Here is a 24,999-nt window from a genome sequence, read left to right on the forward strand (position 1 = left end):
ATTGAAGATGAATCCGAGACAGTGGTGGACAGAGAAGAAGAAAAGTTTGGCGAGCGCGTGCCTAGCCCATGCGCTGCATGATGGGTACACCGACGCCCTCTATGTCTTCCTGCCGGTATGGCAGGCGCAGTTCGGTCTTTCCTATGCGATGCTTGCCATCATCCGCGCCCTTTACTCCGGTACGATGGGAGGGCTGCAAATCCCGGCCGACCGGGCCCTTCGCGGCCTGTCGCCGCGGGCGGCGCTGATCCTGTCGACAATCCTCGCGGCGGCGGGCTTGCTGATCATGGCGTTGCCGTTGGGCTTTGCCGGCCTTTGCGTCGGCCTCGTCGTCGCCGGCATCGGATCGAGCATCCAGCACCCCTGCGGATCGATGCTCGTCACCGTCAGCTACGGCTCGGCATCGCGGCATCCGCTCGGCATCTACAATTTCTCGGGCGATCTCGGGAAAGCCGCGCTGCCGGCGCTCGTCGCGGTGCTGCTGCCTTTTCTCGGCTGGCAACCGGTGCTGGGGCTGATGGCGGGGATAGGGCTTATCGTGTCACTCGCCCTGCTGCCTCTGGCGCCGGCGGTTCCCATCGTGAGGGCCGCCAAATCGGGGACCAAGGCGGGGCAAGGTCGTGGCGGCTTCGGCATCCTGACGGTGATCGGCGCGCTCGATACGGCGACCCGCATGGGCTATCTGCTGTTTCTGCCCTTCCTCATCCATGGTCAGGGCGGCGACACCGCGACGGTCGGACTGGCGCTGGCCCTGCTGTTCATCGGCGGCGCGCTGGGAAAGGCGACATGCGGCCTGCTGGGGGAGCGGCTGGGGGTCGTCGGCAGCGTCATGGTGACCGAAGCCGCCACCGCCGTGCTGATCGCGGCGACGCTGTTCACCTCGCTGACGCCGACGCTGGTCCTGCTGCCGCTGCTCGGGATCGTGCTCAACGGCACCTCCTCGGTGCTCTACGGCACCGTGCCGGAGCTTTCCAACGGCGATACCGGCCGGGCCTTCGCGGTCTTCTACACCAGCGTCATCGGGGCCGGCGGCTTGGCCCCGATCCTTTACGGCGCAATCGCCGACCACAGCAGCCAGACGACCGGCGTGCTGGCCTCGGCGGCGACCGCCGCCCTGATCGTGCCGCTCGTCCTGATGCTGAGGCCCCATCTGGGCGCCGCTGTTCCCCGCCTTGCCTGACCATCCCGCCACCACTTGGAGAGTCTTGCAATGACCACCGATTCCGAGGTGCCGCTGATCCTGATTACGGGCGGGGGGCGTGGCGTCGGCGCCGCGACCGCAAGGCTTGCCGCCGCCCAGGGCTATGATGTCGCGATCAGCTTCGTCGCCGACGAGGCCGCCGCCCGCGCGGTGACGGCGGATGTCGAAGCCTTGGGGCGCCGGGCCTTGGCCGTGCGGGCCGACAGCGCCGATCCGGCGCAGGTCGTCGCGCTGTTCGACGCAATCGACCGCGAGTTCGGCCGGATCGACGTGCTTGTCAACAACGCGGCGGTGCTCGCGCGGCAGTGCCGGACCGAGGATCTCGGCTTCGAGCGGATGCAGCGCATCTTCGCGGTCAACGCCATCGGTCCGATCCTCTGCGCCCAGCAGGCGGCGAAGCGCATGTCGCAGCGCCACGGCGGGCGGGGCGGCGTGGTCATCAACATCTCGTCGGCAGCCGCCCGGCTCGGCAGTCCGAACGAATATGTCGACTATGCCGCCTCCAAGGGCGCGCTCGAAACCTTCACCATCGGCTTCGCCAAGGAGGTCGCGCGGGACGGCATCCGCGTCAACTGCATTCGCCCCGGCCACATCTACACCGACATGCATGCCAGCGGCGGGGAGCCGGGGCGGGTGGACCGTGTCAAGGACACGATCCCGATGGGACGGGGCGGCCAGCCCGAGGAGGTCGCGCGGGCGATCCTGTGGCTGGCGAGCGCCGAGGCCTCCTTCATCACCGGCACCTTCCTGGACGTCACCGGCGGCAAGTGAGCGTGGGCGGGGCGGCGGCATTTGACGGGGGCTTGAGCGCCGCCGCTCGCCCCCCGCCGGCTGCCGCTCGGCACGTCCCGGCTGCCGCTCGCGGCATTCCACCACACAAGCGCAAGCGGCGGGCGTACACCGGCGGCATATCCTTTTCAGGAGAGCCGTCATGGATCACGCCCTAACCTTTGTGATCGCGACACTCTGCATTCTTGCGCTCTGCTACCGCTTCTACGGCGTGTTCTTCGTGCGCAAGGTTCTCCGTGCCGACGATTCGGAAGTCACCCCGTCCCACATGCTGGCGGACGGCCGAAACTATGTACCCACCAAGAAGTGGGTGAATGCCGGGCAGCATTTCGCCGCCATCGCCGCCGCCGGCCCGCTGGTCGGTCCGGTGCTGGCCGCCCAGTTCGGCTATCTGCCGAGCTTCCTGTGGCTGCTGATCGGCTGCGTCATCGGCGGCGCGGTGCATGACACCGTCGTGCTGTTCGCCTCGATGAAGCACAAGGGACAGTCGCTGTCCGAGGTCGCCAAGGCCGAACTCGGCCCGGTGGCCGGCTGGTGCACCGGTCTGGCGATGCTGTTCATCATCACCATCACCATGGCCGGCCTGTCGATGGTCGTCGTCCATGCGCTGGAACGCAACGCCTGGGGCGCCTTCGCGGTGTTCATGACGATCCCGATCGCCATCGCGCTGGGCCTCTACGAGAAGATCACCGGCTCGTCCAAGGGCGCCACCCAGGTCGGCATCGCCGCCATCGCCGCGTCCGTCTTCGCCGGCCCCTACATCCAGGGCACGCTGCTGGGCGAATGGCTGACCCTGCATGCCGAGACGGTCGCCGTCATCCTGCCGGTCTATGCCTTCTTCGCCACGGCGTTGCCGGTGTGGCTGCTGCTGACCCCGCGCGGCTATCTGTCCAGCTTCATGAAGGTCGGCGTGTTCGGCGCGCTGGTGGTCGGCGTCGTCTTCATCAACCCGGAGATCCGCTTCCCCGCCCTGACCGACTTCATCCATGGCGGCGGCCCGGTGCTGAACGGCCCGGTCTGGCCCTTCATCTCGATCACCATCGCCTGCGGCGCCATCTCCGGCTTCCATGCCTTCATCGGGTCGGGCACCACGCCCAAGCTGATCGACAAGTGGAGCGACATCCGTCCGGTGGCCTTCGGCGGCATGCTGGCGGAATGCCTGGTCGGCGTCATGGCGCTGATCGCCGCGACCTCGCTGCATCCGGCCGATTACTTTGCCATCAACTCCGCGCCGGCCGCCTTCAAGGCCCTGGGCATGGATGTGGTGGACCTGCCGCGGCTGAGCCAGGAAATCGGTCTCGACCTCTATGGCCGGACCGGCGGTGCGGTGACCCTGGCGGTCGGCATGACCGAGATCTTCACCCGCGTGCCGTGGTTCAACAGCCTCGCCTCCTACTTCTTCCAGTTCGTCGTGATGTTCGAGGCGGTGTTCATCCTGACCGCCGTGGACAGCGGCACCCGCGTCGCCCGTTACCTGATCCAGGACCTGCTGGGCGACCTCTATGCCCCGATGAAGCGGCTGGACTGGGTCCCCGGTTCGATCATCGCCAGCGTCATCGCCTGCGTGGCCTGGGGGTATCTGCTGACGTCGGGCGACATCAACTCGGTCTGGGCCCTGTTCGGCGTGTCGAACCAGCTGATGGCCTCGGTCGGCCTCATCATCGGCGCCACCATCATCCTGCGGCTGGCCCAGAAGCGGATCTACATGCTGACCTGCCTGGTCCCGCTGGCCTACCTGTTCGTCACGGTGAACGTCGCCGGCTACTGGATGATCGCCAACGTCTATCTGAACAAGGCGGCCAAGGGCTACAACCCCTTCAACGCCGGCATCTCGATCATCATGCTGGTGCTGGGCTTCGTCATCCTGATCGCCGCGTTCCGGAAGTGGAAGGAACTGCTGCAGGCCCGCGCCGTCGAGGTTCCGATGGTCGCCACCCCGGCCGAATGACGGTTCCGCCGTACTGAAAAGCGAACGGGCCATGTGGGATATCCCACATGGCCCGTTCGCATTTGTCAGTTTGGAGAGGGGAGGCGGAGGGCGGCGGTCAGGCCGCGACGCGCTCTTCCTCTGCGTCCACCGCCACCGGCGGGACCCAGGGGATCAGCTCCCGCCCGGTGTTGGCGAGGCGCCTCGGCTCGATGCGGCCGATGACGCGGGTGCCTTCCTTGGCGATGCGCAGGATGTCGCCGTCCTCCGGAACCAGCGCGCGCTCGACGCCGCAAGTGCGGGCGAGGCGGGCGTGGGCCTCCATATGCTCGATGGTGCCATGGACCGGCACGGCGAAGCGGGGGCGGACCATCCCGTACATACGGGCGAGGTCGTCGCGCTTCGGGTGGCCGGAGACATGGACCGGCGCGTCGGCCGGGGTGACGATCTCGACACCCATGCCGCGCAAATGCTCGTGGATTTCGGCCAGAGCCTCCTCGTTGCCGGGGATGGCGCGGGCGGAGAAGATGACGGTGTCGCCCTCTTCCAGCCACAGCTCGCGGTGCTCGTTGCGGGCCAGACGGCTGAGCGCCGCACGCTCCTCGCCCTGGCTGCCGGTGCACAGGAACACGAGGTTGTCGCGCGGGGTCCAGGAGGCCTCGCGGACATCCATGAAGTCCGGCACATGGTCGAGATAGCCGCAGGCCTGCGCCGCCTTTTCCATGCGCAGCATGGAGCGGCCGACCAGAACCACCTTGCGCCCGACCGCCGCCGCCGCTTCCGCCACCGCGGTCATGCGGGCGACGTTGGAGGCGAAGCCGGTCACGGCGATGGCGCCCGAACGGCCGGCGAAGGCGCCGATCAGGCCGGCGCGGGCGTCGGCCTCCGACCCGGTCGAGCCGGGCACGTCGGCGTTGGTGCTGTCGCACATCATGGCGAGCAGCCCTTCGTCGCCCAGGCGCTTCAGCGCGGCGAAATCGGTGCTGCGGCCGACCAGCGGGTTGGGATCGAACTTCCAGTCGCCGGTGTGCAGGACCGTGCCGGCCGCCGTGCGGATCGCCAGCGACATCGGTTCGGGGATCGAATGGGTGACGGCGATGGTCTCGATCCGGAACGGACCGATGTTCAGCGTGTCGCCGATCTCGAAGGTCTGCACCTTGGCGGCGCGGTGGGCGCCCTTTTCCTTCAGCCGGTCCCGGATGATGTGGGAGGCGAAGGGGCTGGCATAGATCGGGCAGCGCAGGCGCGGCCACAGATGGTGGATCGCGCCGATATGGTCCTCGTGCGCGTGGGTCACCACGAGGCCGACGACGTCCTGCATCCGCTCTTCGATGAAGGTCGGATCGGCCATCAGGCTGTCGATGCCCGGCGCCTCGTCGCCCATGAAGGCGACGCCGGCGTCGACGATCAGCCATTTGCCGGCATGACCGTAGAGCGCCATGTTCATGCCGATGCGGGAACAGCCGCCCAGCGGAAGGAACAGGATCTCGTCCTTGCCCGGAACCGGGCCGGTGGGGCCGCCGCCATGGACCGTGTTGGCGGTCGGGCGGGAGCCGTCGAAATCGTCACGCGGACGCGGGTTGCGGTTGCGTGCGCGGTTGTTCGGCGCCATCCGGCGCCGCTTCGAATCAAACGTCATGCCTCTGTCGTACGTCTCACATAAGCCGGCATTCGACGCTGCCGGACGGGCGTGCATCGCTCGTCGATGCGGATCTCGGGGGTGGGAGGGACCCGGCCGGAGGCGCCTTGTCGGCGGCCGTCAAACGGCTGGGGTTGGATGTCTCGTGAGGGCTTATGTGGGCAAAGCGGGGCGTACGTCAAGGGCGGGCGTAAAAGGTCACACGGAATGGTGGGGCATTGCTGGGATGCGTGGGGGGTGATTTCCGCCCACCATGGCCTCTGCGGCCTGTTGTCAGGTAAGGTCGCGCACGCCGTCCGTGACGATGTCGATCAGCCGTTCCGCCGTCGGGTCGAGCGTCGCATCCTTCCGGTAGATCGCCAGCTTTATCGAGGGAAGCGGCGGAAGACCGTGGGTTCCTTCCTCCAGCACGCGGACGCCGGACGACAGGCCGATCGACGTTCGAAGGGTGAGCCCCAGTCCCGCTTCGACGCCGGCCCACAATCCCGAAAGGCTCGGGCTCGTCAGCGCAATGTGCCATGCGAGACCGGCCCGGTCGAGCGCAGCCGTGCCGACACTCCGGAACCAGCAGCCGTCGTCGAAGGAAACCAGCGGCAGCGCCCCGTCCTCGGATGTCGGCACCGCCATGCCGGTGCCGGGCGCGATCCAGCGCGTCGGGAAGGTGGCGATGTCGGTCTTGAACGGTGCCGCCGCCCCGTTGTCCCAGGCGAGGGCGAAGTCCAGCTGTCCCCGCGCCACCCGGTCGAGCAGGTCGGTGTTGCGGCCGATGCGCGCCTCGATCCGGACCTTGGGATGCGCGCGGGCGAAGCGGCCGAGCGCCGCCGGCAGCAGCCTTTCGGCAAAATCCTCCTGCATCCCGACCCGCAGCCAGCCTTCGGACGTCATGCCGCGAAGGGCGGTGACCGCCTCGTCGTTGAGGTCGAGCAGGCGCCGGGCGTAGGCGAGCATGGTCTCCCCCGCCTCGGTCAGCGCGAGACCCCGGCCTGCCTTGCGGAAAATCGGCATGCCGGCCTGATCCTCCAGCTTCCGGATCTGCGCGCTGACGGCGGAGGTCGATCGTCCCAGCCGGTCGGCTGCCTTGGCAAAGCTGCCGAGGTCCATTCCGGTGACGAAGCTGCGCAGCACGTCGAGGTCGAAGGTCACCTTGCTCACGGTCAACCGTCCTTGTTTATGGGATCGAATGTACAAATAATCCTGATTATCAGAATGATTGTGGCGCTGTATCAGCAAGGAGGCAAGGACAAGCGACATCGAGGCTTCCGGACATGACGACCACAACTGAAGAAAGGGGCCGACGGGCCTCATTGCGAAACATCGCGGACGATGCTGCCTGCGGAGCGTCGGCGGGGCCGGATCCCCATCGCTGGAAAGTGCTGGGGGTCGGCGTGGCCGCCAACGGCAGCTTTGCCGCGGCCTTGACCGGGCTTCCGGCGACGGCTGTCTCCATGCGGGCCGACTACGGGCTGGCGGCGGCCGAACTGGGGCTGGTGATCGGGGCCATGGGGCTGGGGGTCGCCGTCAGCGAATTGCTGTGGGGGATGCTGACCGACCGCTGGGGCGACCGCAAGGTGCTGTTGACGGGGCTCGGCCTGACCGGATTGGTGCTGGCGCTCATGGCGCTGCTGCTGTCGCCGGCGCCGGGCCGCGTTCCGTCCGCCATGCTCCTCGCCGGTGCCTTCCTGCTGGTCGGCATGATCGGCGGCAGCCTGAACGGGTCGAGCGGGCGCGCGGTCATGGCGTGGTTCGGCGAAGGCGAGCGGGGCTTCGCCATGAGCGTCCGGCAGATGGCCTTGCCGGCCGGAGGCGCCGCCGGGGCGCTGATCCTTCCGCCGCTGGCCGACGGTGTCGGATTCCAGGGCGTCTACGGTACGCTGGCGGCGCTCTGCCTGATCACGACGGGGCTGGTGTGGCTCTGGGTCGGCGACCCCCCGGTGACGGCGGCGCGGAGCCAGGCGGGGACTGCTTCGGAATTGTCCGGAAAGGGACCGTTGCGCAACGGACAGGTTTGGAAAACGGTCTTCGGCGTCGGCGCGCTGTGCATTCCGCAGGTGGCGGTCGTGACCTTCGCGGCGATCTTCCTGAACGATGTCGGCCATCTCGGCACCGCGGCGGTGAGCGCCAGCATCGTGTCGATCCAGCTTGGCGCGGCCGTCGTCCGCGTGTGGAGCGGCCATTTCACCGACCGGCACCGCAACCGGCGGCCGTTCCTCAAGGCATGCGCCCTGCTGACGGCCGCCGTCTACTGCGTGCTGGCCGGCTGCGTCGCGCTCGAATCCGCCCTGCCGGAGTGCGGCGGAGCAATCGTGGCGGCCGTGGTCGTCGCCCTGGTCGCCGGCGGGATCGTCGCGTCCAGCTGGCACGGCATCGCCTTCACCGAACTCGCCAGCATCGCCGGCATCGCGCACACCGGCACGGTTCTCGGCCTCGGCAACACCTTCGCCTTCGGCGCCTACTTCCTCGCCCCGCTGGCCATTCCCCATGTCCTGGAACGGGCGAGCTGGAGCGGGGTGTGGCTGGCGGCGGCCGTTGCTGCGCTCGCCGCCTTCCTCCTGTTCCCGAAGGTGGCACCGGCGGCGGGCCGCTGAATGGCCGGAGGGCAGGGCCGGGTCACGGGCGCCGCAGGGTGACCACGAGAACGTCGCGGAAGGCGGGTCGGTCCGGGTCGGCGGGTTCCACCGGCGTCACGCCATGGAACACCCGCGCGTCGTTCAGAACCGCAGACTCCAACGGGTGGCGCAGGGTGAAGCTTCCCAATGGGCGGCCATTGAGGTCGTGGATGGTGGTGGTACCGCTGGCGATGTTCTCGCGCCGGATCAGCATCACAAGGACCCAGTCGACGCCGTCCCGGTGCATGCCTTCGGGCGTGGGTTGGGCGGCTTCGCCTGCGCGCGCCTCGATGCGGAACTGATGGACCTCCGTGTGCCAGACGTCGGGACGGACATCGGGCGGCGTCAGCGGATCGAACAGGGCGAAACCGGTCGCCAGGATCGCGCGCAGGGCGGGATGCGCCGCGATCCCGTCGGTGACCGGCTCGAACCAGCGCTCGATCCCGCCGTTCAGCGGGTTGTAGTCGCGGCTCTGGTAATGGGGCTGGTGCGGCTTGCGCCGGATGTCCCCGGCCGACAGGGCAAAGGCGGCATGGCGCCGCCGCCGGTAACGGCCGCCGTCCGCCATGTAGAGGTCGAGGCCCAGATCGTCCCAGCTGCGGCTGAAACCGTCCCAGTCCGCCAGCCCGGCCTCGCCCAGCAAGGTTCGCATATCCGGTGCCTCGACGAACGAGAATCCGTCGGTCGCGATCCCGTCCCGCACCCGTTGCGTCAGCGTATCCATGTCAACTCCCTGTCGCCGGCCTTGTAGCCCCAGCGAAATCTCAGAACGCGAAATCTCTGACCGGGAAATCTCAGACCGCGAAATCTCAAGCCGGATAGTGCCCGCCCAGCGTTTCGGACAGCCGCCGGCCGGCGGCCAGCAACAGGGGGGCCATCACCGCCACGCGATCCTCGGTGAAGCGGGTCAGCGGACCCGACAGGGTCAAGGCGCCGACCAGCCCCTCCCGCTGGGAAAAGACCGGCACGGCGGCGGCCCCGGTCTCGGACTCGCGCTCGCCGAAGGAGCGCAGGGGCAGGGCGGCGAAATCGGCCGCCGACACCGTTCCGGCGAAGCGGCTGAGCACATGGCCGGCGGCCCCGCGATCCAGGGGCAGGCGGTCGCCTTCGTGGACGTGGTCGCGGATCGCCTGGGTCGAATCCTCGCGGAATGCGCAGATGCGCCATGCCCCTTCGCGGCGGAAGAAGGACGCGCTCTCGCCGCTTTCCCGCATCAGCTGGCGCAGCACCGGCCGGACATGGTCCTCCAGCCGCAGCGAGCGCTGATAGAGCCCCCCCAGCCGCATCAGCTCCGGGCCGAGCCGATAGGACTTGTCCTGGTGGCGGACCAGATAGCCGGCCTTCTCCAGCGACACGGTCAGCCGCAGGATGGTGCTTTTGTAAAGGCCGGTCCGCGCCGCGATCTCCGTCAGGCTCAGGGCGTGATCGCCCGCCTGGAAACAGCCGACGATGCTCAGCGCCCGGTCGACGGACTCCACCCCGCCGGAGGATGCCGTCGTCGTGTTGGCCTTCGCGTCGGTCATATCGCGTCCTTCATTGGCAGATGAGCCATAAGCAGCCTCGGCGCGCATTGTTCCCCGACACCACCATCGTACGTCAAGGACGGCCGGTACAAGGCCCCGGCTGAAAAAGTGGGGAGGCGAATGGTTCGGACTTGACGCATTTGGCACGCCTATGTTCTCTTAGATGAAACACAGTTCTATCTAACAGAACTTATGCGAGGCCGAGGGTGGAACGCTATAAGCTGTTCATCGACGGGGACTGGTGCGATCCGGTTTCCAACGAGTGGTATGAGACGACGGAGCCCTTTTCTGGGCGCGCCTGGGCGGAGATCCCGCGCGGCATGCAGGCCGACGCCGACCGCGCGGTGGACGCGGCGCACCGCGCCTTCCTGTCGCCGGAGTGGGCCGGACTGACCGCGACCCAGCGGGGCGCCCTGCTGCGCCGGCTGGCCGAACTGATCGAGGCCAACGTCGACCGGCTGGGCGCCATTGAGCAGCGCGACAACGGCAAGCTGATGGCCGAGGTCAGCGGGCAGGTGCGGAACGTCGCCCAATGGTTCCATTACTATGCCGGGCTGGCCGACAAGGTTCAGGGCGCGGTCGTGCCGATCAACAAGGCCGACGTCTTCAACTATGTGAAGTATGAGCCGCTCGGCGTCGTCGTCGCCATCACGCCGTGGAACTCGCCGCTGGCGCTGACCACCTGGAAGATGGCGCCGGCGCTGGCGGCCGGGAACACCATCGTCATCAAGCCGTCGGAATACACCTCCGCCTCCATCCTGGAGCTGGCGAAGCTGGCGCATGAGGCGGGATTCCCGCGCGGCGTCGTCAACGTCGTCACCGGCTTCGGCGCGGAGGTGGGCGAGCCGCTGGTGCGCCACCCCCTGACCGCCAAGATCGCCTTCACCGGCGGCGACATCGGCGGCCAGCGCGTCAACGAGGCCGCGGCGCCGGGCCTGAAGAAGGTGACGCTGGAGCTGGGCGGCAAGTCGCCGAACATCGTCTTCGACGACGCCGACCTCGACCAGGCGGTGAAGGGCGCCATCTCCGGCGTGTTCGGCGCCTCGGGCCAGACCTGCATGGCCGGTTCGCGCCTGCTGGTCCAGAAGTCGATCCACGATGCCTTCGTGGAGAAACTGGTCGCGGCGGCGGCCGAGGCGCGCATCGGCGACCCGTCGAGGATGGAGACGCAGATCGGCCCCATCGCCACCCGTCCGCAATGGGAGAAGATCCTGCGGATGATCGAGATGGCGAAGCAGGAGGGCGCGGTCTGCGCGCTCGGCGGCCATGCCCTGTCGGGACCGGAGTACGGCCAGGGGCAGTTCGTGGCGCCGACCATCTTCACGCAGGTGCGCAACGACATGCGCATCGCCCAGGAGGAGGTGTTCGGCCCGGTCCTCTGCGTCATCCCGTTCGAGGACGAGGACGATGCGCTGCGCATCGCCAACGACGTCGAGTTCGGTCTGGCGGCCGGCGTCTGGACGCGCGACCTGCACCGCGCGATGTACTGCGTCGACCGGCTGCGCGCCGGGACGGTGTGGGTGAACAACTACCGCTCCACCAGCTTCACCACGCCCTTCGGCGGCTACAAGCGCTCCGGCCTCGGCCGCGAGGGCGGCGTGGAGGCGATCAAGGAATATCTCCAGACCAAGTCCGTCTGGATCACCACCAAACCCAACCGAGCCAATCCCTTCGTGCTCGGCTGAGGCCGGGCCCGCGGAGGGAGTCCTCCGGGAGCATTCCCATGTCCGAAGCGACCATCGACAGCGCCACCGGCTGGTGGCGGACGTCGATCATCGACATCCATCCGGGTTCGATCCGGGTGCGCGGCTATGCCATCGAGGAGCTGATCGGCACGATCGGCTTCCCCGACATGGTCTGGCTGATGCTGCGCGGCGACCTGCCGACGCCGGCGCAGGGCCGGCTGCTGGGTGCCGCCCTGGTGGCGGCGGTGGACCACGGGCCGCAGGCGCCGTCCATCGCCACCGCCCGCATGGCCGCCACCTGCGGCGTCGGGCTGAACAACGCCATGGCATCCGGCATCAACGCGCTGGGCGACGTCCATGGCGGCGCCGGCCAGCAATGCATGGAGCTTTACGCCGCCGTCGCCGCCCGCATGGCCGATCATATGGCAGGCGGCCTGTCCCTGGCCGGGGCGGCGGAGAGCGAGATCGCCGCCCGGCTGGAGCGGCGCGAGCATATCCCCGGCTTCGGTCATCGCTTCCACCCCGTCGATCCCCGCGCCGGCCGGCTGCTGGCCCTGGTGGATGCGGCGAAGGGGGAGGGCGCCGTGACCGGAGAGGCCGCCGCCATCGGCCGCGCGGTGGAGGATGCGCTGGCCGCGCGCAAGGGCAGGCGGCTGCCGATGAACATCGACGGCGCCACCGCCGTGGTGTTCGCCGAACTCGGTTTCCCGGCGGGGCTCGGGCGCGGGCTGTTCGTGCTGTCGCGCTCGGTCGGCATCCTAGCGCATGCCTGGGAGCAGTCGCAGCAGGGCGGCCGCATCAAGGGACCGATGCCGCCGTCCATTCCCTACCGCTACGACGGGGCCGCGCCGCGTCCGGTTCCAGGAGACGGAGCATGACCGATCAATCCCCCGCCGGATCCCTGGGCAAAAAGCTCCCGCTGGCCGGCGTCAAAATCCTCGATTTCGGGCACACGGTGATGGGGCCGTCCTGCGCGATGATCCTGGCCGATCTCGGCGCCGACGTGGTGAAGATCGAGCCGGTGCCCAACGGCGAGCCGACCCGCCATCTGAAGGGCTTCGGCACCGGCTATTTCGGCTATTTCAACCGCAACAAGCGCTCCATCGCCGTCGACCTGAAGACGCCGGAGGGCCGCGGCATCGCGCATCGCCTCGTCGCCGAGGCCGATGTGCTGGTGGAGAATTTCGCCCCCGGCACGATGGAGCGGCTGGGGCTGGGCGCCGAGGCGCTGGCCCGCGTCAACCCGCGCCTGATCTATGCCAGCCTGAAGGGGTTCCTCGACGGCCCCTATGCCGGCCGCCTCGCGCTGGACGAGGTGGTGCAGATGATGACCGGGCTCGCCTACATGACCGGGCCGAGCGGCCGGCCGCTGCGGGCCGGCACGTCGGTCGTCGACATCACCGGCGGCATGTTCGCGGTCATCGCCATCCTGGTGGCGCTGCGCGAGCGGGAACGGAGCGGCAAGGGCCAGACCATCGAAACCGCCCTGTTCGAGACGACGGTGTTCCTGATGGGACAGCATCTCTGCTACGCCGCCCAGTCGGACGGGCCGATCCCGCCGATGCCGGAGCGGGTGTCGGCCTGGGCGGTCTACGAGACCTTCCGCACCGCCGACGGGCGGCCGATCTTCGTCGGCATCACCACCGACAGCCATTGGGAGCGCTTCTGCGCCGTCATCGACCGGCCGGACCTGCGCGACGATCCGGATTTCCGCACCAATAACGACCGCATCGCCGCCCGGCCGCGCCTGCTGCCGCTGCTGACCGGGCTGTTCGGCGGCCTGTCGATGGAGGAGGCGGTGTCGGTGTGCGAGCGCGCCCGCATTCCCTTCGCGCCCATCGCCCGGCCGGAGGATCTGTTCGAAGACCCGCATCTGCGCGCGACCGGCGGGCTGATGCCGACCACCCTGCCCAACGGGGTGCGGACCGCCCTGCCGCGGCTGCCGATCCATGTGGCGGACACCGATCTGGCGATCCGCCGCGATCCGCCGCGCGTCGGGCAGGACACGGACGCGGTGCTGGCCGAACTCGGCTACGGCCCGGCGGCGATCGCGCAGCTGGCGGAGGCCGGGATCGTCGTGGCCGACAGCGAGGCCGGCGGCAACCAGCAGCGCCTTACGGGATGATGTGGGCGGAATGCCTCGGGAGATCAAAGAAATGACGGAGGAAACACGGATGTCTGAGCACGCGATCAGCGAACAGGCCATCAGCGATCTGGTCATCGTCGGCTGCGGCATCGCCGGGCTTTCGGCGGCGGTGACGGCGTTGCAGGCCGGCCTGTCGGTCACCCTGCTGGAGCGGGCGCCCGAGGAGGATTTCGGCGGCAACTCGCGCTGGACCGAAGCCTATATGCGGATGAAGAACGATTCCGAGATCGCCGACGATTTCGAGGAGCATTTCGCCGCCAACGCCGGGCTGAACATCGACCCCAACGTACTGGCCGCCGCCGCCGAACCGTACGAGCATTGGCCGGACTATGTGAAGGCCCACCCCTTCCCCGATCCGGAGGTGATTTCCCGCTTCGCCGAGCGGGTGCCGCCGACCATCGCCTGGCTGAAGGGCTTCGGCCTGCGTTTCGAACCGCAGCCGATCTATCTGCTGACCCAGAACACCCAGCGCATCGCGGCGCAGGGCGGCGGTCTCGCCCTGATCGAGCGTCTGATGGCGGAGGCGAAGGCGCTGGGCGCCCGCGTGCTCTACCGCACCACCGCGCTCGACCTGCTGCGCGACGACCAGGGCCGCATCGGCGGCGTTTACGCCACCGGGACGGACGGCCTGCGCGTCGCCATCCGCGGCCGGTCGACGATCCTGGCGTCGGGCGGCTATCAGGGCAATCCGGAGATGATGACCCGCTACATGGGCCAGCGCGCCAAGCATGTGCGGCCGGTGGCGCGCGGCGGCTATTACAACCGCGGCGAGGGCATCCGCATGGCGCTCGACGCCGGGGCGGCGGCGGCCGGCGATTTCGGCTCCTACCATGCCGAACCGGTCGATCCGCGGTCGCGCCAGCCGGAAGCGGTGATCTTCATCTGGCCCTACGGCATTCTGGTCAACAAGCGCGGCGAACGCTTCCTCGACGAGGCGCCGGGCACCGCCGACGCGACCTATGACGCCATCACCCGCGTCGTCGCCGACCAGCCGGACGGGATCGCCTATGTCCTGTTCGACGATCAGGTGGAGGACATCCCGCGCTGGCGCGCCAGCATCCGCAGCGACGTGCCGGCCATCGAGGCACCGACGCTGGACGCCCTGATCGACAAGCTGGGTCTGCCGCCGGATGCCACGCTGGCGACGGTCGCCGCCTACAACGCCGCCTGTCCGGCCGATGCCGCCTGCTTCGACCCGACGCGGGTGGACGGTCTGGCGACCAGCGGCTTGAGCCCGGCCAAGACCAACTGGGCCCGCCCGCTGACCAAGGCCCCGTTCCGCGCCTTCCCCATCGTTTCGGCCAACTGCTTCACCTTCGGCGGGCTGAAGGTGGACGCCGATGCCCGCGTGCTGGACGGCAATGGCCGGCCGATGCCGGGCCTCTATGCGGCGGGCGAGACGGTCGGCCTCTACCACCAGGTCTACACCGGCTCGACCTCCGTCCTGCGCGGCGCCGTGTTCGGCCGGCTGGCCGCCCAGCATGCCGCCGCGTCAAGCGACGCCGGCTGAGCATCCACGACGCCCACGACGCCGACCATCCATAAAAATGCCCTAGGGAGGAACTGATGAACCGTTACGCCGTAACGGCGGCCGTCGCCGCCTGCCTGTTCGCCCACACCTTGTCGCAGCCGGCGCTTGCGCAAAGCGCCGCCTACAGCGACGGAAAGATCAAGATCGGCATCCTGACCGACCTGTCGGGCCAGCTGTCCGACAGCACCGGACAGGGCTCGATCACCGCCGCGCAGATGGCGGTGGAGGATTTCGGCGGCGCCGTCAACGGCACGCCCATCGAGCTGATCTTCGCCGACCACCAGAACAAGGCCGACGTCGGTGCCTCGACGGCGCGGCGCTGGTACGACGTCGATCAGGTCGACGCCATCATGGATGTGCCGAACTCCGCCGTGGCGCTGGCGGTGCAGCAGATCACCAAGGAGAAGAACCGCGTCGCCATCTTCTCCTCGCCGGCCAGTTCGGACCTGACCGGCAAGGCCTGCACGCCGAACGGCATCCACTGGACCTACGACACCTATGCGCTGGCCCATGTGACCGGCGAGGCGGTGGTGGCCTCCGGCCTCGACAGCTGGTACTTCCTGACCTCCGACTATGCCTTCGGCCATGCGCTGGAGCGCGACACCGGCGCCGTCGTCGAAAGCCAGAAGGGCAAGGTGGTTGGCAGCGTGAAGATGCCGGCCAACAATGCCGACTTCTCCTCCTTCCTGCTCCAGGCCCAGGCGTCGCCGGCCAAGGTCGTGGCGCTCGCCACCGCCGGGGCCGACACCCAGAACGCCATCAAGCAGGCGGCGGAATTCGGGCTCGGCCAGTCGGGCAAGAACATCGTGGCGCTGCTGCTGGCCATCAGCGAGGTCCATGCGCTGGGCCTGCCGGCGACGCAGGGCATCATGCTGACGACGCCCTTCTATTGGGACATGAACGACGAGACGCGCGCCTTCTCCAAACGCTTCTTCGACAAGCGCAAGGCGATGCCGACCTTCTATCAGGCCGGCGTCTACGGTGCGGTCAGCCATTATCTGAAGGCGATCAAGGCCGCCGGGACCGATGCCGCCCCCACCGTCATGAAGACGATGAAGGAAACGCCGGTGAACGACTTCATGACGAAGAACGGCACGGTGCGCGAGGACGGCCGGGCGCTGCGCGACATGTACCTGTTCCAGGTCAAGACCCCGGCCGAATCCAAGGCGCCCTGGGACTATTACAAGCTGGTCCGCAGCATTCCCGCCGACCGCGCCTTCCGGCCGCTGTCGGAAAGCGAGTGCCCTCTGGTCAAGAAGATGTGAGCGGCACCCGGCAGAGTTCCGGCAGCCATTGACGCATAACCGATTGTAATGCGCCGCTTACATATACGAAGTTGAGACGGAGGGCCGATTGTTTAGGATGCGCACGGAATCCGCCGCGGCCCTCCCGGCGGCGCCCCTTCCCCCTTACCGGACAGCATGATGATGGAGCGGATATCGGCCGCCGAAACCAGCCTGAGCGGGGGCGACCCGGCGACGGGTGAGATGGTGATGCGCGGGCATCGACTGCCCGATCTGATCGACCGCTCCTATGAAGAGGTCGTGGCGATCCTGTGGGATGCGGAGATCCCGGCGCAGATGGGCCCGGATGCTCTGGGGGCGGCGAGATGCGACGCCTTTGCGCGGCTCTCTCCCCGTTTCGCGGCGATGCCGTCCGATCTCACGGTGATCGAGATTCAGCGCTGCCTGCTGGCCTCGCTGCCGGGGGCCGCGATGACGCCGCTGCTGCTGGTGGCGGGGACCGCCGTCGCCGCCGCTTCGGCGATCCGGCTGGTTCACGGCCAAACCCCGACGGCGCCCGACCGCTCCCTGCCGCATGCGGCCGATCTGCTGCGCATGATCCATGGTGCCGCCGCCGGCGAGGCGGAAACGCGGGCGCTGGGCCGCTATCTGGTTGCGATGGCCGATCATGGCGTGAACGCCTCGACCTTCACCGCCCGTGTGGTCGCCTCGACCGGGGGCGGCCTGTCGGCCGCCGCGGTGGCGGCGCTGGGCGCGCTGGAAGGGCCGCTGCATGGCGGTGCGCCGGGGCTGGTCCTCGACATGCTGGACGCCATCGGCGAGGCGGACCGTGCGGAAGACTGGGTGGCGGCGGCGCTCGACCGCGGGGAGCGCCTGATGGGCTTCGGGTCGCGGGCCTACCGCATCCGCGATCCTCGCGCGGACATCATGAAGGACAGCCTCCTGGCTCTGCAGCGGTCCGGCGCGAGCCGGATGCCGGAGGGTAGGCTCGCCTTTGCCGAAGCGGTGGAGCGAACGGTCCTGTCGGTGACGGCATCGCGCCGTCCCGACCGGCCCCTGCACACCAATGTGGAATTCTACGCCGCCCTGCTGCTGGAAGCGCTGGGCGTGCCGCGTGCCGGCTTCACACCGCTCTTCGCCGCCAGCCGCGCGGCCGGATGGGCGGCGCATGTGCGTGAACAGGAACGAACCGGACGCATGCTGCGGCCGACATCACGCTATGTCGGCCCGCCGCCGGCCGGCCGGCCCAAGACCGGGAGAGGACAGGAATGACCACCGGACCCACCGACGACATCATCCTGGAAGCGCGCGACCTGACGAAGGAGTTCAAGGGCTTCGTGGCGGTTCGGGGTGTGAACCTTCAGGTTCGCCGCGGCACCATCCACGCGCTGATCGGCCCGAATGGCGCCGGCAAGAGCACGGTGTTCAACCTGCTGACCAAGTTCCTGACGCCCACGCGTGGCCAGATCCTCTACAAGGGCCGCGACATCACCCGCACCAAGCCGGCCGACATCGCGCTGATGGGGCTGGTGCGCTCCTTCCAGATCTCGGCCGTCTTCCCGCACCTCAGCGTGCTGGAGAATGTCCGAGTCGCGCTGCAACGCCCGCTCGGCACCAGCTTCCATTTCTGGAAGTCCGAGTCGTCGCTCTACGACCTGCACGACCGGGCGCTGGAACTGATCGAGGCGGTGAACCTCACCCCCTGGGCCGGCCACACCGCCGCCGAGCTGCCCTATGGCCGCAAGCGCGCCCTGGAGATCGCCACCACCCTGGCGCTCGACCCGGAGGTGATGCTGCTGGACGAGCCGCTGGCCGGCATGGGCCATGAGGACATCGAGGGCACCGCGGCGCTGATCAAGCGCGTCGCCGCCGACCGCACCGTGCTGATGGTGGAGCACAATTTGTCGGTCGTCGCCCACCTGTCGGACACCATCACCGTGCTGCGCCGCGGCGAAATCCTGGCGGAGGGACCGTACGAGGTCGTCTCCAAGAACCCGCAGGTGATGGAAGCTTATATGGGGACCGGACATGCCTGACGGGATGCACACCAAGACTGCGATGCTGGAGATCGCCGACCTGCACGGCTATTACGGCGAAAGCCATGTGCTGCACGGCGTCAGCCTGGAGGTGCGGCAGGGCGAGGTGGTGACGCTGCTGGGCCGCAACGGCGCCGGCAAGACCTCCACCATGCGCGCCATCATGGGGATCATGGGCAAGCGCACCGGCTCCATCCGCTTCCAGGGCCAGGAGCTGATCGGCATGGCCCAGCACAGGATCCCGCGGCTGGGCATCGGCTATGTGCCGGAGGAGCGCGGCATCTTCTCCAGCCTCAGCGTGGACGAGAACCTGACGCTGCCGCCGGTGGTGAAGGACGGCGGGATGACGGTTCCGCAGATCTACGACCTGTTCCCCAACCTGAAGGGCCGCGGCTCGACGCAGGGCACCCGCCTGTCGGGCGGCGAGCAGCAGATGCTGGCGATCGCCCGCATCCTGCGCACCGGCGCCACCCTGATCCTGCTGGACGAGCCGACGGAGGGTCTGGCCCCCGTCATCATCGAGCAGATCGGCGTGGCGGTGCGGGCGCTGAAGGCGCGCGGCTTCACCATCGTGCTGGTGGAGCAGAACTTCCGCTTCGCCGCCACCATCGCCGACCGCCATTACGTGATGGAGGAGGGCCATGTGGTGGACATGATCCCCAACGACCAGCTCGACGCCAACATGGACAAGCTCCACACCTATCTCGGCGTGTGAGCGGGAGAGACGTCCGATGTCCCAACTGCTCGGCATTCCGCCGCAGGCCCTGTTCGGCCAGCTTCTGCTCGGCCTGATCAACGGCTCCTTCTATGCGCTGCTCAGCCTTGGGCTGGCGGTGATCTTCGGCATGCTCAATGTCGTCAACATGGCGCATGGCGCGCTCTACATGGTCGGCGCCTTCGTGGCGTGGCTGCTGCTGAGCTATGCCGGCGTCGGTTACTGGGGGGCGCTGGTGCTGGCGCCGCTGGTGGTCGGCCTCATTGGGCTGGTGCTGGAGCGCACCATGCTGCGCCGGCTCTACAAGGTCGACCATCTCTATGGGCTGCTGCTGACCTTCGGGCTGGCACTGATCTTCGAGGGCGCCTTCCGCCATTGGTACGGCGTGTCGGGCCAGCCCTATCCCATCCCCGACCTGCTGAAGGGCGGCACCAACCTGGGTTTCATGTATCTGCCGACCTACCGGGGCTGGGTGGTCGCGGCCTCGCTGCTGGTGTGCCTGGGCACCTGGTTCGCCATCGAGCGGACCAAGCTGGGGGCGTATCTGCGGGCGGCGACGGAGAACCCGACGCTGGTGCAGGCCTTCGGCATCAACGTGCCGGTGATGGTGTCGCTGACCTACGGCTTCGGCGTGGCGCTGGCCGGGCTGGCCGGGGTTCTGGCGGCGCCGATCTATCAGGTGTCGCCGCTGATGGGGTCGAACCTGATCATCGTGGTGTTCGCGGTGGTGGTGATCGGCGGCATGGGCTCGATCCTGGGCGCCATCGTCACCGGCCTGGGGCTGGGGCTGCTGGAAGGGCTGACCAAGGTGGTCTACCCGGAAGCCTCCAACATCGTGGTGTTCGTGATCATGGCGGTGGTGCTGATGATGAAGCCGGCCGGCCTGTTCGGACGGGAGAGATAGCCATGACCATGCAAACCCGCGACACAGTGCATGAAGGTATCGTCATGTATGGCGGCTCGCCGAAAATCCTGATGGTCGGAGCCGGGCTGCTGCTGGCGGTCCTGGCGCCCTATGTCCTTTATCCTGTCTTCCTGATGAAGGTGCTGTGCTTCGCGCTGTTCGCCTGCGCCTTCAACCTGCTGATCGGCTTCGCCGGCCTGCTCAGCTTCGGCCATGCCGCCTTCTTCGGATCGGCGGCCTACATCGCCGCCCACACCGTGAAGGAATGGGGCTGGGCGCCGGAGGCAGGGCTGCTCGCCGCCACCGTGGTGGCCGGGCTGATGGGGCTGGTCTTCGGCCTGATCGCCATCCGCCGCCAGGGCATCTATTTCGCCATGATCACCCTGGCGCTGTCGCAGATGGTGTTCTTCCTGGCGCTGCAGCTGCCCTTCACCCATGGCGAGGACGGCATCCAGGGCGTGCCGCGCGGCCTGCTGTTCGGGCTGTTCGACCTCAGCCAGCCGCTGACCATGTACTACACCGTGTTGGCGATCTTCCTCGCCGGCTTCGCCCTGATCTGGCGCACGGTGCATTCGCCCTTCGGACAGGTGCTGAAGGCGATCCGCGAGAACGAGCCGCGCGCGGTGTCGCTCGGCTACCGCACCGACCGCTACAAGCTGGTCGCCTTCGTGCTGTCGGCCTCGCTGGCCGGGCTCGCCGGCGGGACAAAGGCGATTGTGTTCCAGCTCGCCAGCCTGACCGACGTGACGTGGCAGATGTCGGGCGAGGTGGTGCTGATGACGCTGCTGGGTGGCATGGGCACGCTGTTCGGGCCGGTGGTCGGTGCCGGGCTGGTGGTGACGCTGGAAAGCTACCTCGCCTCCACCAGCCTGCCGGTGCCGGTGGTGATCGGCTGCATCTTCGTCGTCTGCGTGCTGGTCTTCCGCAGGGGTATCGTCGGCGAGCTGATGCACCGGCTGACAGGAAAGGGGAACCGCTGATGTCCCGTCTCGACGGACGGCGCCTGCTGCTGCGCCACAGGATTCCCGGTGCGCTGGTGGGCGCGGCGGTGGTCACGGCGATCCTGCTCGGCGGCTTCGCCTATTTCGCAGCGTCGAGCCGCCTGCGCGCGGCGGCCGGTGAAAAGCTGGTGGCGCTGGCCGATGCGCGCGCCGCCAGCGTGCGGTCCTACATCGACGGGCTGGAGGGCGACGTCGTGCTGACCGCCAACACCCGGTCGATGCGCGACGCGGCGGTGGCCTTCGTCAATGGATGGCGGATCGAAGCCGACCGCGGCGATCCCACCGCCCTGCTGCGCAAGCGGTATGTCGACGACAACCCCCATCCGGCCGCCGAGCGCTACAAGCTGGAGAAGTCGGCCGACAACGCCATGTACGACACGGCGCACCTGCGCCTGCATGGCTGGATGAGCGACCTGATGCAGCGGCGCGGGCTGGCCGATGTGCTGCTGGTGGCGCCGGACGGCACCGTCCTCTACAGCGCCGCCAAGGGCGATGATTTCGCCCGGCCGGTTGCCGACGGCGCGCTGCGCCGTCTGGTGGACGGTATCAAGGCGGGCGACCTGAGCGAAGAGGCGAAGATTGCCGACTTCTCGCCCTATGCCGCCGGCAAAGCCGCCTCCGCCTTCCTGGCGGCGCCGGTCGCCCTGCGCTTCCCGGACGGCCGCCGGCAGCTTCTGGCGATGCTGGTGTTCCGGATCGAGGCGGGCGGGCTCGACCGCATCATGCTGGCGAGTGACGGCATGGGCGAAACCGGGGACACCTTCCTGGTCGGCGAGGACGGGCGTCTGCGCAGCACGCCGCGTTTTTCCGGTGGGCAGGGCATATTGGCACCTTACGACAGCCCCGTCGTCGCGGCGGCGAAGGCCGATCCCGATCATATCGGGGTCATGGAGGCCACCCGCTTCGGCGGCAGCTCTCCGGCGCTGGCCGCCTATCGGCCGGTGAACCACGGCGGGCTGCACTGGCTGGTGCTGGCCGAGGCGTCGGTCGACGAAATCCTGGCCCCCGTCCGCGCGATGCGCAACCAGATGATCGGGGTGGGGGCGGCCCTGCTTCTGATCGTCAGCGTGGCCGGAATCCTGCTGGCCCGCGGCATCGTCCGGCCGCTGACGGCAATGTGCGCGGCGATGCAGCGCCTTGCCGAAGGCGACCGCCGGTTGGCGATCCCCGCCACCGAACGGGGCGACGAGATCGGGCGGATGGCCGGGGCCATGCAGGTGTTCAAGGAGGCGCTGATCCGTGCCGACGCGCTCCATGCCGAACAGGAGCGTGTCCGTGCACTGCGCGATCAGCGGGCGCAGGAACTGGAACGGATGACGCAGGATTTCGACCAACGCGTCGGCGGCATCGTCCGCACCGTCACCGCGGCGGCCGAGGGGCTGGAGGCGACGGCACGCTCGATGAGCATCGGTGCCGACCGCACGCTGAGCGAGGCGACCGGCGTCACCGCGGCAGCCGACGAGACGGCGGCCAGCGTCGGCACGGTGGCGTCGGCGGCCAACCAGCTGAGCGCCTCCATCACCGACATCAGCCGCTACATCGATGAATCCGGCCGCATCACCCAGGCGGCGGTCGGGGCGACGGCCGAAGCCGGGGAGACCATGCGGATGGTGGTGGAGACGGCCGGCCGCATCGGCGCGGTGGTCCAGTTGATCCACGACATCGCGGCCCAGACCAACCTGCTGGCGCTGAACGCCACCATCGAGGCGGCGCGGGCGGGAGAGGCAGGCAAGGGCTTTGCCGTCGTTGCCGGCGAGGTCAAGCATCTGGCGGCGCAGACCGCCAGGGCGACCGACGAGATCGGCAGCCAGATCGCGACCATGCAGTCGGTGACCGACGGCGCCGCCGCCGCCATCGGCCAGATCGTCACGGTGATCCAGGACATGGGCCGCATCTCCGGCATCGTCGCCGAAGCGGTGGGGGAGCAGGAAACGGCGACCGCGGAGATCGCCAGCAATGCCGCCCAAGTTGCCAAAGCCACCCAATCCGTCACCACCATCATCGACAGCGTCGCGCGGTCGGCCGACACCACCAAGACCGCGGCGGGGGACGTGCTGAGCGCCTCCAACGATCTCGCGCGGCAGGCGGGGGACCTCCACCGGGAGATCAACCGCTTCCTTGCCGACATCAGAGCCGCATAAGGATGCAAGCCATGAAGATCCTCGTCCCCGTGAAGCGGGTCGTCGACTACAACGTGAAGATCCGCGTCAAGGCGGACGGCAGCGGCGTCGAGACCGCCAACGTGAAGATGAGCATGAACCCCTTCGACGAGATCGCCGTCGAGGAGGCCGTCCGTCTGAAGGAGGCCGGCACGGCGACCGAGATCGTCGTGGTCTCCATCGGCCCGTCCCAGGCCCAGGAGACGCTGCGCACGGCGCTGGCGATGGGGGCGGACCGCGCCATCCTGGTGCAGACCGATGTCGAGACCCAGCCGCTGGCCGTTGCCAAGCTGCTGAAGGCGCTGGTCGAAAAGGAAGCGCCGGGGATGGTGATCCTCGGCAAGCAGGCGATCGACGACGACTGCAACCAGACCGGCCAGATGCTGGCGGCGCTGCTGGGCTGGGGCCAGGGCACCTTCGCCTCGAAGGTCGTCGCCGGCGACGGCAAGGTCGCGGTGACGCGCGAGATCGACGGCGGGTTGGAGACGGTCGAGCTGAAGCTGCCGGCGGTGGTGACGGCCGACCTGCGCCTCAACGAGCCGCGCTATGCCTCGCTGCCCAACATCATGAAGGCGAAGAAGAAGCCGCTGGAGACCGTCACGCCGGACGCGCTCGGCGTCGATGTCACGCCGCGTCTGAAGACGGTGAAGGTGGCCGAGCCGGCCAAGCGTCAGGCCGGCATCAAGGTGCCGGACGTCGCCACGCTGGTCGACAAGTTGAAGAACGAGGCGCGGGTGATCTGAGCGCCTGTCCGGTGCCCCCACCCTAACCCTCCCCCGCTTCGCAGGGGAGGGAACTGCCGCCGCTCTCCCACATCAGCACTTTCTCCCTCCCCCGCCCAGCTCTCGCACAAAGCTCCGCTTTGTGCTGACGCGGCAGGCGGACCATAGGTCCGCTGAGAGCGGGGGAGGGTCGGGGTGGGGGCAAGTGTCAGCACCCCCGCCCGCCTGATAGAGGAATTCGCCATGCCCATCCTGATCCTCGCCGACCACGACAACGCCACCCTCAAGCCCGCCACCGCCCATGCGGTGACCGCCGCGAGCAAGCTCGGCGCCGACATCCACCTTCTGGTCGCCGGCCGCAACGCCGCGCCGGCGGCGGAGCAGGCCGCCAAGCTGGCCGGCGTCGCCAAGGTGCTGCTCGCCGACGATGCCGCCTACGAGCATGCCCTGGCCGAGCCCGTGGCGGCGCTGCTGGTGTCGCTCGCCTCCGGCTACAGCCATGTACTGGCCGCCGCCACCTCGGTGGGCAAGAATGTGCTGCCGCGCGTCGCGGCGCTGCTCGACGTGGCGATGATCTCCGAGATCACCGCCGTGGTCTCCGCCGACATGTTCGAGCGGCCGATCTACGCCGGCAACGCCATCGCCACCGTGCAATCGGCCGATGCGGTGAAGGTGGTCACCGTCCGCACCACCGCCTTCGAGGCTGCTGCCGCCACCAACGGCGCGCCGGTCGAGAGCGTCGCCGCCGCCGCCGATCCCGCTCTGTCGAGCTTCGTCTCGGCCGAGCTGTCGAAGTCGGAGCGGCCGGAACTGACCTCCGCCCGCATCGTGATTTCCGGCGGGCGCGGCATGCAGTCGGGCGACAACTTTCCCCTGCTGGAGGCGATCGCCGACAAGCTGGGTGCCGCGGTGGGCGCCAGCCGGGCCGCCGTCGATGCCGGCTTCGTGCCGAACGATTATCAGGTCGGCCAGACCGGCAAGATCGTGGCGCCGGATCTCTATGTCGCCGTCGGCATCTCGGGTGCGATCCAGCATCTGGCCGGTATGAAGGACAGCAAGGTGATCGTCGCCATCAACAAGGACGAGGAGGCGCCGATCTTCCAGGTCGCCGACTACAGCCTCGTCGCCGACCTGTTCAAGGCGCTGCCGGAGCTGCAGCAGGCGCTGTGAT

Annotated in this window: 21 protein-coding genes; 17 read left to right on the forward strand and 4 right to left on the reverse strand. The window is 68.6% G+C overall.

Going from position 1 to position 24,999, the window contains the following annotated elements; genetic code table 11:
* The first annotated feature begins 46 nt into the window (after positions 1-46).
* From B9N97_RS27365 to B9N97_RS27375, 3 genes are all read left to right on the forward strand, one after another.
* Positions 47-1,180 carry an MFS transporter gene (locus B9N97_RS27365; RefSeq protein ID WP_244560958.1) on the forward strand — a complete coding sequence of 378 codons (1,134 nt, stop codon included), beginning with the start codon at positions 47-49 and terminating at the stop codon, positions 1,178-1,180.
* A 30-nt stretch (positions 1,181-1,210) separates the two neighbouring features.
* Positions 1,211-1,972 (forward strand): SDR family oxidoreductase, encoded by a 762-nt coding sequence (locus B9N97_RS27370; protein WP_085090987.1) that lies wholly within the window; start codon positions 1,211-1,213, stop codon positions 1,970-1,972.
* Between the two features lie 160 nt (positions 1,973-2,132).
* The gene (locus tag B9N97_RS27375) at positions 2,133-3,938 is read left to right on the forward strand and encodes a carbon starvation CstA family protein (protein ID WP_085090988.1); all 1,806 of its coding nucleotides are present in this window, start codon (positions 2,133-2,135) and stop codon (positions 3,936-3,938) included.
* A 97-nt stretch (positions 3,939-4,035) separates the two neighbouring features.
* Here the strand turns inward: B9N97_RS27375 and B9N97_RS27380 are convergent, their stop codons facing one another.
* Positions 4,036-5,556 (reverse strand): ribonuclease J, encoded by a 1,521-nt coding sequence (locus tag B9N97_RS27380; protein WP_244560959.1) that lies wholly within the window; start codon positions 5,554-5,556, stop codon positions 4,036-4,038.
* A gap of 273 nt (positions 5,557-5,829) precedes the next feature.
* On the reverse strand, positions 5,830-6,708 hold the full coding sequence (locus tag B9N97_RS27385) for a LysR substrate-binding domain-containing protein (protein ID WP_085090990.1): 879 nt from the start codon (positions 6,706-6,708) through the stop codon (positions 5,830-5,832).
* 233 nt (positions 6,709-6,941) lie between these two features.
* Here B9N97_RS27385 and B9N97_RS27390 point away from each other — a divergent pair, with 233 nt between their 5' ends.
* On the forward strand, positions 6,942-8,141 hold the full coding sequence (locus B9N97_RS27390; protein ID WP_208621272.1) for an MFS transporter: 1,200 nt from the start codon (positions 6,942-6,944) through the stop codon (positions 8,139-8,141).
* 22 nt (positions 8,142-8,163) lie between these two features.
* Here the strand turns inward: B9N97_RS27390 and B9N97_RS27395 are convergent, their stop codons facing one another.
* Both B9N97_RS27395 and B9N97_RS27400 read right to left on the reverse strand, forming a co-directional pair.
* Positions 8,164-8,886: a 2OG-Fe dioxygenase family protein gene (locus tag B9N97_RS27395; protein WP_085090992.1), complete on the reverse strand. Its 723-nt coding sequence runs from the start codon at positions 8,884-8,886 to the stop codon at positions 8,164-8,166.
* An 85-nt stretch (positions 8,887-8,971) separates the two neighbouring features.
* Positions 8,972-9,685: an IclR family transcriptional regulator gene (locus B9N97_RS27400; RefSeq protein WP_085090993.1), complete on the reverse strand. Its 714-nt coding sequence runs from the start codon at positions 9,683-9,685 to the stop codon at positions 8,972-8,974.
* A gap of 206 nt (positions 9,686-9,891) precedes the next feature.
* Here B9N97_RS27400 and B9N97_RS27405 point away from each other — a divergent pair, with 206 nt between their 5' ends.
* The 13 genes from B9N97_RS27405 to B9N97_RS27465 all read left to right on the forward strand — a co-directional run bounded on the left by B9N97_RS27405 (position 9,892) and on the right by B9N97_RS27465 (position 24,998).
* The gene (locus B9N97_RS27405; RefSeq protein ID WP_085090994.1) at positions 9,892-11,370 is read left to right on the forward strand and encodes an aldehyde dehydrogenase; all 1,479 of its coding nucleotides are present in this window, start codon (positions 9,892-9,894) and stop codon (positions 11,368-11,370) included.
* 38 nt (positions 11,371-11,408) lie between these two features.
* Positions 11,409-12,248 carry a citryl-CoA lyase gene (locus tag B9N97_RS27410; protein ID WP_085090995.1) on the forward strand — a complete coding sequence of 280 codons (840 nt, stop codon included), beginning with the start codon at positions 11,409-11,411 and terminating at the stop codon, positions 12,246-12,248.
* Entirely contained in the window at positions 12,245-13,495 is a 1,251-nt protein-coding gene (locus B9N97_RS27415; RefSeq protein WP_085090996.1) for a CaiB/BaiF CoA transferase family protein, read from the forward strand. The genes B9N97_RS27410 and B9N97_RS27415 overlap by 4 nt, the downstream gene beginning before the upstream one ends.
* 49 nt (positions 13,496-13,544) lie before the next feature.
* Positions 13,545-15,026, forward strand: coding sequence for an FAD-dependent oxidoreductase (locus B9N97_RS27420; protein ID WP_208621273.1), 1,482 nt, complete (start codon positions 13,545-13,547; stop codon positions 15,024-15,026).
* 56 nt (positions 15,027-15,082) lie between these two features.
* Positions 15,083-16,312 carry an ABC transporter substrate-binding protein gene (locus B9N97_RS27425; RefSeq protein WP_085090997.1) on the forward strand — a complete coding sequence of 410 codons (1,230 nt, stop codon included), beginning with the start codon at positions 15,083-15,085 and terminating at the stop codon, positions 16,310-16,312.
* Between the two features lie 162 nt (positions 16,313-16,474).
* Positions 16,475-17,563, forward strand: coding sequence for a citrate synthase (locus B9N97_RS27430; RefSeq protein WP_280174802.1), 1,089 nt, complete (start codon positions 16,475-16,477; stop codon positions 17,561-17,563).
* On the forward strand, positions 17,560-18,327 hold the full coding sequence (locus B9N97_RS27435; protein ID WP_085090999.1) for an ABC transporter ATP-binding protein: 768 nt from the start codon (positions 17,560-17,562) through the stop codon (positions 18,325-18,327). Before B9N97_RS27430 ends, B9N97_RS27435 begins: the two co-directional genes overlap by 4 nt.
* The gene (locus B9N97_RS27440) at positions 18,320-19,042 is read left to right on the forward strand and encodes an ABC transporter ATP-binding protein (RefSeq protein ID WP_085091000.1); all 723 of its coding nucleotides are present in this window, start codon (positions 18,320-18,322) and stop codon (positions 19,040-19,042) included. The genes B9N97_RS27435 and B9N97_RS27440 overlap by 8 nt, the downstream gene beginning before the upstream one ends.
* Positions 19,043-19,058: 16 nt before the next feature.
* On the forward strand, positions 19,059-19,946 hold the full coding sequence (locus B9N97_RS27445) for a branched-chain amino acid ABC transporter permease (protein WP_085091001.1): 888 nt from the start codon (positions 19,059-19,061) through the stop codon (positions 19,944-19,946).
* A gap of 71 nt (positions 19,947-20,017) precedes the next feature.
* Entirely contained in the window at positions 20,018-20,926 is a 909-nt protein-coding gene (locus B9N97_RS27450; RefSeq protein WP_244560977.1) for a branched-chain amino acid ABC transporter permease, read from the forward strand.
* The gene (locus B9N97_RS27455) at positions 20,926-23,088 is read left to right on the forward strand and encodes a methyl-accepting chemotaxis protein (protein ID WP_085091003.1); all 2,163 of its coding nucleotides are present in this window, start codon (positions 20,926-20,928) and stop codon (positions 23,086-23,088) included. The genes B9N97_RS27450 and B9N97_RS27455 overlap by 1 nt, the downstream gene beginning before the upstream one ends.
* 11 nt (positions 23,089-23,099) lie before the next feature.
* Complete coding sequence (locus tag B9N97_RS27460; protein ID WP_085091191.1) at positions 23,100-23,849, forward strand: electron transfer flavoprotein subunit beta/FixA family protein; 750 nt, start codon at positions 23,100-23,102, stop codon at positions 23,847-23,849.
* Positions 23,850-24,071: 222 nt separating this feature from the next.
* Complete coding sequence (locus B9N97_RS27465) at positions 24,072-24,998, forward strand: electron transfer flavoprotein subunit alpha/FixB family protein (RefSeq protein WP_085091004.1); 927 nt, start codon at positions 24,072-24,074, stop codon at positions 24,996-24,998.
* Position 24,999: the final 1 nt, after the last annotated feature.

This window comes from Azospirillum oryzae, assembly GCF_900177515.1.
In the GTDB taxonomy this organism is placed as follows: domain Bacteria; phylum Pseudomonadota; class Alphaproteobacteria; order Azospirillales; family Azospirillaceae; genus Azospirillum; species Azospirillum oryzae_A.

What these genes read in the sequence shown, in the direction of transcription:
- B9N97_RS27370 (WP_085090987.1), top strand. Translation starts at nt 1,211, where the DNA reads ATGACCACCGATTCCGAGGTGCCGCTGATCCTGATTACGGGCGGGGGG.
- B9N97_RS27375 (WP_085090988.1), top strand. Translation starts at nt 2,133, where the DNA reads ATGGATCACGCCCTAACCTTTGTGATCGCGACACTCTGCATTCTTGCG.
- B9N97_RS27380 (WP_244560959.1), bottom strand. Translation starts at nt 5,556, where the DNA reads ATGACGTTTGATTCGAAGCGGCGCCGGATGGCGCCGAACAACCGCGCA.
- B9N97_RS27395 (WP_085090992.1), bottom strand. Translation starts at nt 8,886, where the DNA reads ATGGATACGCTGACGCAACGGGTGCGGGACGGGATCGCGACCGACGGA.
- B9N97_RS27400 (WP_085090993.1), bottom strand. Translation starts at nt 9,685, where the DNA reads ATGACCGACGCGAAGGCCAACACGACGACGGCATCCTCCGGCGGGGTG.
- B9N97_RS27410 (WP_085090995.1), top strand. Translation starts at nt 11,409, where the DNA reads ATGTCCGAAGCGACCATCGACAGCGCCACCGGCTGGTGGCGGACGTCG.
- B9N97_RS27415 (WP_085090996.1), top strand. Translation starts at nt 12,245, where the DNA reads ATGACCGATCAATCCCCCGCCGGATCCCTGGGCAAAAAGCTCCCGCTG.
- B9N97_RS27420 (WP_208621273.1), top strand. Translation starts at nt 13,545, where the DNA reads ATGTCTGAGCACGCGATCAGCGAACAGGCCATCAGCGATCTGGTCATC.
- B9N97_RS27425 (WP_085090997.1), top strand. Translation starts at nt 15,083, where the DNA reads ATGAACCGTTACGCCGTAACGGCGGCCGTCGCCGCCTGCCTGTTCGCC.
- B9N97_RS27430 (WP_280174802.1), top strand. Translation starts at nt 16,475, where the DNA reads ATGGAGCGGATATCGGCCGCCGAAACCAGCCTGAGCGGGGGCGACCCG.
- B9N97_RS27435 (WP_085090999.1), top strand. Translation starts at nt 17,560, where the DNA reads ATGACCACCGGACCCACCGACGACATCATCCTGGAAGCGCGCGACCTG.
- B9N97_RS27440 (WP_085091000.1), top strand. Translation starts at nt 18,320, where the DNA reads ATGCCTGACGGGATGCACACCAAGACTGCGATGCTGGAGATCGCCGAC.
- B9N97_RS27445 (WP_085091001.1), top strand. Translation starts at nt 19,059, where the DNA reads ATGTCCCAACTGCTCGGCATTCCGCCGCAGGCCCTGTTCGGCCAGCTT.
- B9N97_RS27450 (WP_244560977.1), top strand. Translation starts at nt 20,018, where the DNA reads ATGGTCGGAGCCGGGCTGCTGCTGGCGGTCCTGGCGCCCTATGTCCTT.
- B9N97_RS27455 (WP_085091003.1), top strand. Translation starts at nt 20,926, where the DNA reads ATGTCCCGTCTCGACGGACGGCGCCTGCTGCTGCGCCACAGGATTCCC.
- B9N97_RS27460 (WP_085091191.1), top strand. Translation starts at nt 23,100, where the DNA reads ATGAAGATCCTCGTCCCCGTGAAGCGGGTCGTCGACTACAACGTGAAG.
- B9N97_RS27465 (WP_085091004.1), top strand. Translation starts at nt 24,072, where the DNA reads ATGCCCATCCTGATCCTCGCCGACCACGACAACGCCACCCTCAAGCCC.